This window comes from Pararhodobacter sp. (assembly GCF_034676075.1).
Taxonomy (GTDB): domain Bacteria; phylum Pseudomonadota; class Alphaproteobacteria; order Rhodobacterales; family Rhodobacteraceae; genus Pararhodobacter.
Window position 1 is genome coordinate 1 of the sequence record NZ_JAUCCQ010000225.1, and the last position, 2,441, is coordinate 2,441.

Below are 2,441 nucleotides of genomic sequence, written 5' to 3' on the forward strand. Positions count from 1 at the left end.
GCCGAGGAACAGGAGCGAATAGAAGCCCTGCTCGACATGCGCCTGAAACGCGCTCGACCCCGGCCGGAAATGTTCCTCACCGCTCGCCAGCCAGAAATGGGCAATCCTTGTGGGCACCGTGCCGCGATGGACCAGATCTTGCATGAGCTGGTCATAGCCCTCGCGCCCGCGTTCGGGCGGCAGGGTATAGGCGCTGTCGCCCCGGCGGCGGAAGGTGTCGCCGGCCTGAACCTCGATCACCTTCTGACCCCCGGCGCGCAGCTTGGCGATGACCGGCGCGGCGATGCCGTCCTGATCGGCGAAGACGAGCCAGGTCTCGGCCATCGAGGCCAGCGCGGCATCCAGATCGGCCTCCACCTCGGCCGAGCGCGCAACCCAGGCGAGCCTTGTGCCCATCTGCGTCACGTCCTCGATCCGGGCGGGCAGCGCGACGGCGGTCTCCGTGACGGGCTTGGCGGGGGCGATGAAGTATTCGCGGCGCTCGAACGGGTAGGTCGGCAGCGGCAGTTTCACCCGCCGCGCCTCGCCCCAGATCTGGCTCCAGTCGAAGGACCCGCCCAGCGCCCAGATCCGGCCCAGCAGGCCCATATGGTAAAGGTCGTCGGCGATCGCTTCCTCAGGGTGGCGCAGGACGGCGAGAACCTGCTGGCCGGGGACCGCGCCATGCATCCGCGTCAGCGAGGACAGGGCCTTGCCCGGCCCGACCTCGATCCAGATGCGATTGGGGTTTTCGGCAAGATTAGAGACGCATTCGGCGAAAAGGACGGTGTTGCGCAGGTGCTGCGTCCAGTAGTCCGGGCTGGTCGCCTGTTCGGCGGTCAGCGGCTGACCGGTGCGGTTCGAGATGATCGGCAGGCGCGGCGCTTGCAGCGGGATGGAGGCGAGGAAGGCGCGGAACTGGCCGAGGATCGGCTCAAGCATCCGGGAATGCGCGGCGATGTCGATGGCGATGCGCTGGGTGTCGATGCCGTCCGCCGAGAGCCGCGCGGCCAGATCGACCAGCGCCGCATCGGGGCCGGAAACGACCGTCAGTTCCGGTGCGTTGACCGAGGCGATGTCCAGATCGCCCAGATAGGGGGTGAGCGCGGCGACCGACAGCGGCACCGACAGCATCCCCCCGGCGGGCACCGTGTCGAAGAGCGAACCGCGCAGATGGACCAGCGCGATGCAATCCTCGAACGACAACACCCCGGCCAGACAGGCGGCGGTATTCTCGCCCATCGAATGGCCGACCAGCGCGGCGGGCTGCACGCCCCAGGCCATCAGCATCTGGGCCAGCGCGTATTCGGTGATCATGATCAGCGGCAGCTGGACGGAGGGCTTTTTCAGCGTCTCGTCGGCCTCGGCCTCGGCCCCCTTTTCGGGCAGCCACAGGGCGCGGATGTCGTAGGAAAGGCGCGGTTGCAGGATCTCCAGCCCGCGGTCCATCCATTCGGCGAAGACCGGCTCCGTCTCGTAGAGGTCGCGCGCCATGCCGGCGTATTGCGCGCCGCCGCCGGGGAAGAGGAAGACCACATCGGGATTGTCCAGCGCGGTATGGGTGAAGACCCGGCGCGGGTTGTCGGAGTCCAGCAGATCGGCGGCTTCCTCGGCGGTTTCGGCCACCACCACGCGGCGCTTGTCAAAGGCGCGGCGACCCTTGTGCAGGGTCCAGGCGGTATCGGCGAGGTCGATCCCCGGGTTGGCACGGAGATGCGCAGCCAGCCCCCTGGCCTGCGCGTCGAGCGCGGATTTCGAGCGGGCCGACAGCGTGAACAGCTGGAACGGCCAATCGGACTCATCAGAGGGCGCGCGGGCGGGCGCTTCTTCCAGGATCGCATGGGCATTGGTGCCGCCGACGCCCAAGGAGTTGATGCCGGCGCGGCGGGGATGGCCGCGTTGTTCCCAGGGGGTCAGCGCCGCGTTGACGGCGAAGGGCGAGGTCTCGAAATCAATCGTCGGGTTCGGCGCCTCGTAGCCCAGCGAGGGCGGGATCTCTCGGTGGTGCAGCGACAGCGCCACCTTGATCAGCGACGCCACCCCGGCGGCGGTATCCAGATGCCCGATGTTGGTCTTGACCGAGCCGATCTTGCAGAATTGCACGGCGTCGGTCTGGTCGCGGAAGGCCTGCGTCATGGCGGCGACCTCGATGGGATCGCCCAGATAAGTGCCGGTGCCGTGGCATTCGATGTAATCGACCGTCTCGGCCGGGACATCGGCCACCGCCTGTGCCTCGGCCACGCAGCGCGCCTGACCCTCGACCGAGGGCGCCAGATACCCCGCCTTCTGCGCCCCGTCGTTGTTGATGGCGGAGCCCTTGAGCACGGCCCAGATATGATCGCCGTCCCTGACCGCATCGGCCAGCCGCTTCAATACCACGCACCCGGCGCCCGAGCCGAAGACGGTGCCCTGCGCGCGGTGGTCGAAGGCGTGGCATTCGCCGTCCGGGCTGAGGATCTCGT

Annotated in this window: 1 protein-coding gene; it reads right to left on the reverse strand. The window is 68.3% G+C overall.

Features of this window, described 5'->3' with window-relative positions:
- Positions 1–2,441 (reverse strand): type I polyketide synthase (locus tag VDQ18_RS23450; protein ID WP_323023268.1); only part of this gene is annotated, 2,441 nt, incomplete at both ends.